The 5,087-nt window shown below is 65.4% G+C and carries 5 protein-coding genes; 3 read left to right on the top strand and 2 right to left on the bottom strand.

Features of this window, described 5'->3' with window-relative positions; genetic code table 11:
• Positions 1 to 243: 243 nt before the first annotated feature.
• Together yddG and PMI38_RS21050 are read right to left on the bottom strand one after the other, a co-directional pair.
• The gene (yddG, locus tag PMI38_RS21055) at positions 244 to 1,128 is read right to left on the bottom strand and encodes an aromatic amino acid DMT transporter YddG (RefSeq protein ID WP_008098459.1); all 885 of its coding nucleotides are present in this window, start codon (positions 1,126 to 1,128) and stop codon (positions 244 to 246) included.
• A gap of 82 nt (positions 1,129 to 1,210) precedes the next feature.
• The gene (locus PMI38_RS21050) at positions 1,211 to 2,128 is read right to left on the bottom strand and encodes a LysR family transcriptional regulator (protein WP_008098457.1); all 918 of its coding nucleotides are present in this window, start codon (positions 2,126 to 2,128) and stop codon (positions 1,211 to 1,213) included.
• Positions 2,129 to 2,245: 117 nt separating this feature from the next.
• On the opposite strand from PMI38_RS21050, the gene PMI38_RS21045 reads away from it, so the two are divergent.
• The 3 genes from PMI38_RS21045 (at position 2,246) to PMI38_RS21035 (ending at position 4,928) form a co-directional block, all read left to right on the top strand.
• A complete protein-coding gene (locus PMI38_RS21045) occupies positions 2,246 to 3,004 on the top strand; it encodes a 5-oxoprolinase subunit PxpA (RefSeq protein ID WP_008098455.1) in 759 nt (252 codons plus the stop codon).
• A gap of 68 nt (positions 3,005 to 3,072) precedes the next feature.
• Complete coding sequence (locus PMI38_RS21040) at positions 3,073 to 3,960, top strand: 5-oxoprolinase subunit B family protein (protein WP_008098453.1); 888 nt, start codon at positions 3,073 to 3,075, stop codon at positions 3,958 to 3,960.
• Positions 3,957 to 4,928 carry a biotin-dependent carboxyltransferase family protein gene (locus PMI38_RS21035; protein WP_008098451.1) on the top strand — a complete coding sequence of 324 codons (972 nt, stop codon included), beginning with the start codon at positions 3,957 to 3,959 and terminating at the stop codon, positions 4,926 to 4,928. The genes PMI38_RS21040 and PMI38_RS21035 overlap by 4 nt, the downstream gene beginning before the upstream one ends.
• Positions 4,929 to 5,087: the final 159 nt, after the last annotated feature.

Genomic DNA, 5,087 nt, shown 5'->3' with positions numbered 1-5,087 from the left:
CCGCCCGCGCGGCGCATCGCGAGCAAGCTCGCTCCTACATTTGTTGCAACGTACCTATGCCTGATAGGCCATGGTTGTCAGCCTTGTGGGTACGACACGGTTGTTTGGCGGGTGCTAAAAAGCGGACAACCATGGCCTGACAGACTGCGGCACGTTGCAACAAATGTAGGAGCGAGCTTGCTCGCGATGCGCCGCGCGGGCGGCGCTCGATCTCACGGACGCCAAAAATGTGGTGACAAGCCCTCAGCCCCGCGTCGCCTGCCAGCACAACAACGAACCCGCAGTCACCAACACCGCCCCCTGCCAGAACTGCAACCCCAGCTGCGCCCCAAGCCAGGCGGCAGCAAATGCCGACGACAACACCGGCGCCGCATACGAAGCCGTCGCCAGCAACGTCAGATTGCCGCGCAGAATGCCGATGTTCCACAGCGCATACCCACCCGCCATGCCCACCGCCGCCGCCAGCAACTCCAGGCTGTGAGTCAGGGAGAAGGGCGGTAGCGCCTCGCTGCTGAACAGGTACTTGACCCACAGCACGCCAGCAGTCAGCAAAAAGAACAGCACCACATGGCTTTGCCCACTGGCATAGCGCCGGGTCACGTTGCAGTACAAGGCAAAGGTGATCGCGCAGGCCGCCGCCAGGCTGTAGCTCAGCGGGTTGGAGGCAACATTGCCGACGATGCTGTCCAGCGAAAGCCCATCGGTGCTCACCACCCACAGGATGCCCAGCAGGGCGATGGCGGTGCCGGGCACGATCAGCCAGCGCGCCGGCTGGCGGTTCATGAAGATCGCCAGCAGTACCGTCAGACTTGGCCACAGGTAGTTGACCACCACCAGCTGGATCGCCTGTGTACGGCTCACGGCGTATCCCAGGGCCAGGCACAGGCAGATCTCGTAGGCAATGAACAGCGCCGATCCGCTGAGCAGGTAGAAGCGCGAGGCGTGGCGCAGGCGCGGGCGGCCGAGGAGCATCACCAACAGGGCGGCGCCCAGGGTGTAGATCAGCGCGGCGCCGCCAATCGGGCCGAAGTGCTCGCTGACACTGCGGATCAGGCCGCTGGCGGTGCTCCACAACAGGATCGCCGCCAGGCCGCAGCTGGTGGCGGCACGGGGGCTGGTAATGCGCATGGCTGGCTCTCTTGCAGGAAAAAGCGGCAAGTCTAAAGGCTCGGCTGCCGTGGGTCACTGGCCTGCCTGCTGCGTGATCGGTTCAGCGCCGAGCAGAAAGTTGCTGCGGCGCCAGGAACGCATCATGGAAGTAGTTGCGCAGCGCCTGCATGGCCGGGCTGAAGGCCCGCTCGCGGTGCCAGGCCAGGCCCACGCTCATCGGCGTCACCGGGTCGCTGATGGTCACCGTCTCGATGCGCTTGCCTTCCAGCGACCAGGGCCGGTGCACCAGGTCCGAGAGGATCGCCACGCCGCTGCCATTGGCGACCATGCTGCGCACCGCTTCCACCGAGCTGGTGCGCACGCGCACGCTGGGGCGTTGACCGGCCTGCTCCCAGTAGCGCATGGCGCTTTGCTCGGCCTCGTCCACGGTGAGCAGGATGAAGGGCTCACGGGCGACATCGGCAAGGCTCACGGCCGAGCGTTCGCACAGCGGGTGATGGCTTGGCAGCCACAGGCGGCGTTCGGAGTTGAACAGGGTTTCCGAGACGATGTCCGGGTGGGTGAGGTTGGCGGTGAGCACCACCGCCATGTCGAAGCGGCCGTCCAGCAGGCCTTGCTCGATGGCGCTGCGCTCCTGTTCGTGCACCTGCAAGGTCACATCGGGGTGCCAGTGCTCCAGGCGCTGCAAATGGTGCGGCAGGAAGTAGCCGATCACCGTGTAGCTGGCCGCCAGGCGCAGCAGGCCACTGGCGCGCACGTCCGGCAGCGGGCTGTTCAGCGCATCGTCGACGCTGCGCAGGATCACGTAGGCGCGGTTGAGAAAGTGCCGGCCGGCATCGGTCAGGTTCATGCCCTGCGGGGAACGCTGGAACAGCAGCACGCCCAGCATCGCCTCCAGTTCCTTGATCGCAGTGGTCACCGCCGACTGGGAGATATTGAGGTGGATCGCCGCCTGGGAGATCTGGCCGATCTCGGCAGTGGCGACGAAGTAGCGAACCTGGCGCAAGGTCAATGACACGGACAACTCCTGGGTATCTGTTTTTCAGAAGACACCCTATCTGTTTATAGATCTTCCCAAGGGGGTGGGGAGAATCTAACGTGGCCTTCATGCAGCCACAAGCACCAGGAGATAGACATGCAGGCGGTGGATTTCAATTCGGACATGGGCGAGGGCTTCGGCCCGTGGACCATCGGTGATGGCGTCGACAACGAACTGATGGCCTTCATCAGCTCGGCCAACATCGCCACCGGCTTCCACGCCGGCGACCCGGGCACCATGCGCCGCACGGTCGAGCGGGCCAAGGCGCTTGGGGTGGCGGTGGGGGCGCATCCAGGCTTTCGTGACCTGGTCGGCTTCGGCCGTCGGCACATCAACGCGCCGGCCCAGGAGCTGGTCGACGACATGCTCTACCAGCTGGGGGCGCTGCGGGAAATCGCCCGTGCCCAGGGCGTCAGCCTGCAGCACATCAAGCCGCACGGCGCGCTGTACATGCACCTGGCCCGCGATGAGGAGGCCGCGCGGCTGCTGGTGGAAAACCTGCGAGTGATCGAACCGGAGCTGCTGTTGTACTGCATGCCAGGCTCGGTGATCTGCCGTATCGCCCAGGAGCTCGGCCAGCCGGTGGTCCGCGAGTTCTACGCGGACCGCGAGTACGACCTGAGCGGCTCCATCGTGTTCACCCGCAACGTGCGTGGCTACGAGCCGCAACGGGTCGCCGAGCGGGTGCTGCGGGCCTGCCAGGAAGGCGTGGTGCGTACTGTCGAAGGGCAGGACCTGGCAATCGAATTCGATTCCATCTGCCTGCACAGCGACACGCCGGGCGCCCTCGACCTGGTCGAGGTCACGCGCACGGCGCTGGACAACGCTGGCATCAAGGTGCGCACGCCGCGTTAGGCGACCTTCGCTGCACCGCATTGTTTTTGCCTGCCATACCGATAAAGATTCCAAGAAAAGGAGCAGACATGGCCGAGCCGCTTGCCACAACCCCGATCCGCTACAGCTTCGGTGCCGACGAGCACCTGTTCGCCGAGGTCAGCGAAAGCATGTCGCTGGAAGCCTTCTTCAAGGGGCTGGCGGTCACCCGCGCAGTCGAGCGCCTGGCGCTGGAGGGCGTGCTCGACGTGTGCCTGGCCAACGCCTCGTTCCAGATCCGTTTCGACCCCGACCGTATCGCCCCCGAAGCCCTGCTCGAAGCCGTGCGGGGCGCCGAGGCGCAAGCGGTGGCCGAGCGTTCGTTGAGCACGCGGATCATCGAGATCCCGGTGCTGTACAACGATCCCTGGACCCATGAAACCCTGATGCGGTTTCGTGACCGCCATCAGGACCCGCAGAGCACCGACCTGGAATACGCCGCGCGGGTCAACGGCCTGGCCGATGTCGACGCGTTCATTGCCGCGCACAGCGGGGCGCCGTGGTTCGTGTCGATGGTCGGCTTCGTCGCCGGTTTGCCGTTCATGTTCCAGATGGTCGAGCGCGAACGCCAGTTGCAGGTGCCCAAGTACCTGCGCCCGCGTACCGACACACCCAAGCTGACCCTGGGCCATGGCGGCTGTTTCGGCTGCATCTACTCGGTGCGGGGGGCGGGCGGTTACCAGATGTTCGGCGTCACCCCGGCGCCGATCTACGACCCGCAGCAGACCCTCGCCTACCTGAAGGAGCACATGGTGTTCTTCCGCCCGGGCGATATCGTGCAATTCAAACCCATCGACCGCCGGACCTACGACCAGGCGGTGGCAGACGTCGAGGACGGGCGCTTCGACCTGCGTATCCGCCCGGTGGAGTTTTCCCTGGATGCGTTTCTCGCCGACCCCGTCGGCTATCCCAAGTCGTTGCAGGAGGCGTTGGCATGATCAAGGTGCTCAAACCTGGCCTGGCCACCTCGGTGCAGGACCTTGGCCGCGAAGGCTTCTATCACCTGGGCATTCCGCCTTCCGGCGCACTCGATCAGTACGCCCTGCGCGCGGCCAACCATCTGGTGGGCAACGCGCCTGGTGCTGCCGGCCTTGAATGCGCGCTGGTGGGGCCGGAGCTGGAGTTCCAGCACGATGCCCTGGTGGCGGTGTGTGGTGCGCAGATGCCGGTGCTGCTCGATGGGCGTGAGCAGCACCCGTACACCGCGTTTGCGGTGAGGGCAGGGCAGGTGCTGCGTTTCGGCTTCCCCAAGGCGGGGGCACGGGCGTACCTGGCGGTGGCCGGCGGCATCGATGTGCCCGAGGTGCTGGGCAGCCGCTCGACCTACGCGTTGGGTGCACTCGGTGGCTATCACGGTCGCAAGCTGATGGCGGGTGACGTGTTGCCGGTTGGCCAGCCCAGCGGCAAGACCCGTGCGGGGGCCAGCCTGCCCATGGCGCTGCGCCAGGCACTGGGTGGGGAAGTGGTGTTGCGGGTGGTGCCGGGGTTGTACTTCCATCGCCTGAGCGAGGCGGCGGCGCAAAGCTTCTTCACCGATGCCTGGACGGTCGGGTCCGAAGCCGACCGTATCGGTTACCGCTACAAGGGCGGCGATGCGCTGAGCTTCCAGCCGCGCGAGCAACCGTTTGGGGCTGGGTCGGACCCTTCGAACATCGTCGACAGCTGCTACCCGATTGGCTCGATCCAGGTGCCGGCAGGGCTCGAGCCCATCATCCTGCACCGCGATGCGGTGTCGGGTGGGGGCTACGCCATGATCGGCACGGTGATCAGCGCCGACCTGGACCTGGTCGGGCAGATGCAGCCAAACCAGCAGGCGCGGTTCTTGCCGGTGAGCATGGAGCAGGCGCTGGAGGCGCGGCGGTCGTACAAGAAGAAGCTGGGGTATCTGGCGAAGTTGTTTGGTTGATCGATGGCTGTACTGTACTGCATGGTACGGTACAGTACGCTATTCCTGGGCTGGCTGTTCGGGCCCTATCGCCGGCAAGCCGGCTCCCACAGGGAACAGTGGGGTCCCTGTGGGAGCAACTGTCTTGCTCAACTTCTGAAAGTTGACGCGATTCCTGTG

Source organism: Pseudomonas sp. GM84 (assembly GCF_000282535.1).
Taxonomy (GTDB): domain Bacteria; phylum Pseudomonadota; class Gammaproteobacteria; order Pseudomonadales; family Pseudomonadaceae; genus Aquipseudomonas.
Note: the sequence above shows the minus strand (reverse complement) of the source record. Positions and strands in the feature narration are given on the sequence as shown.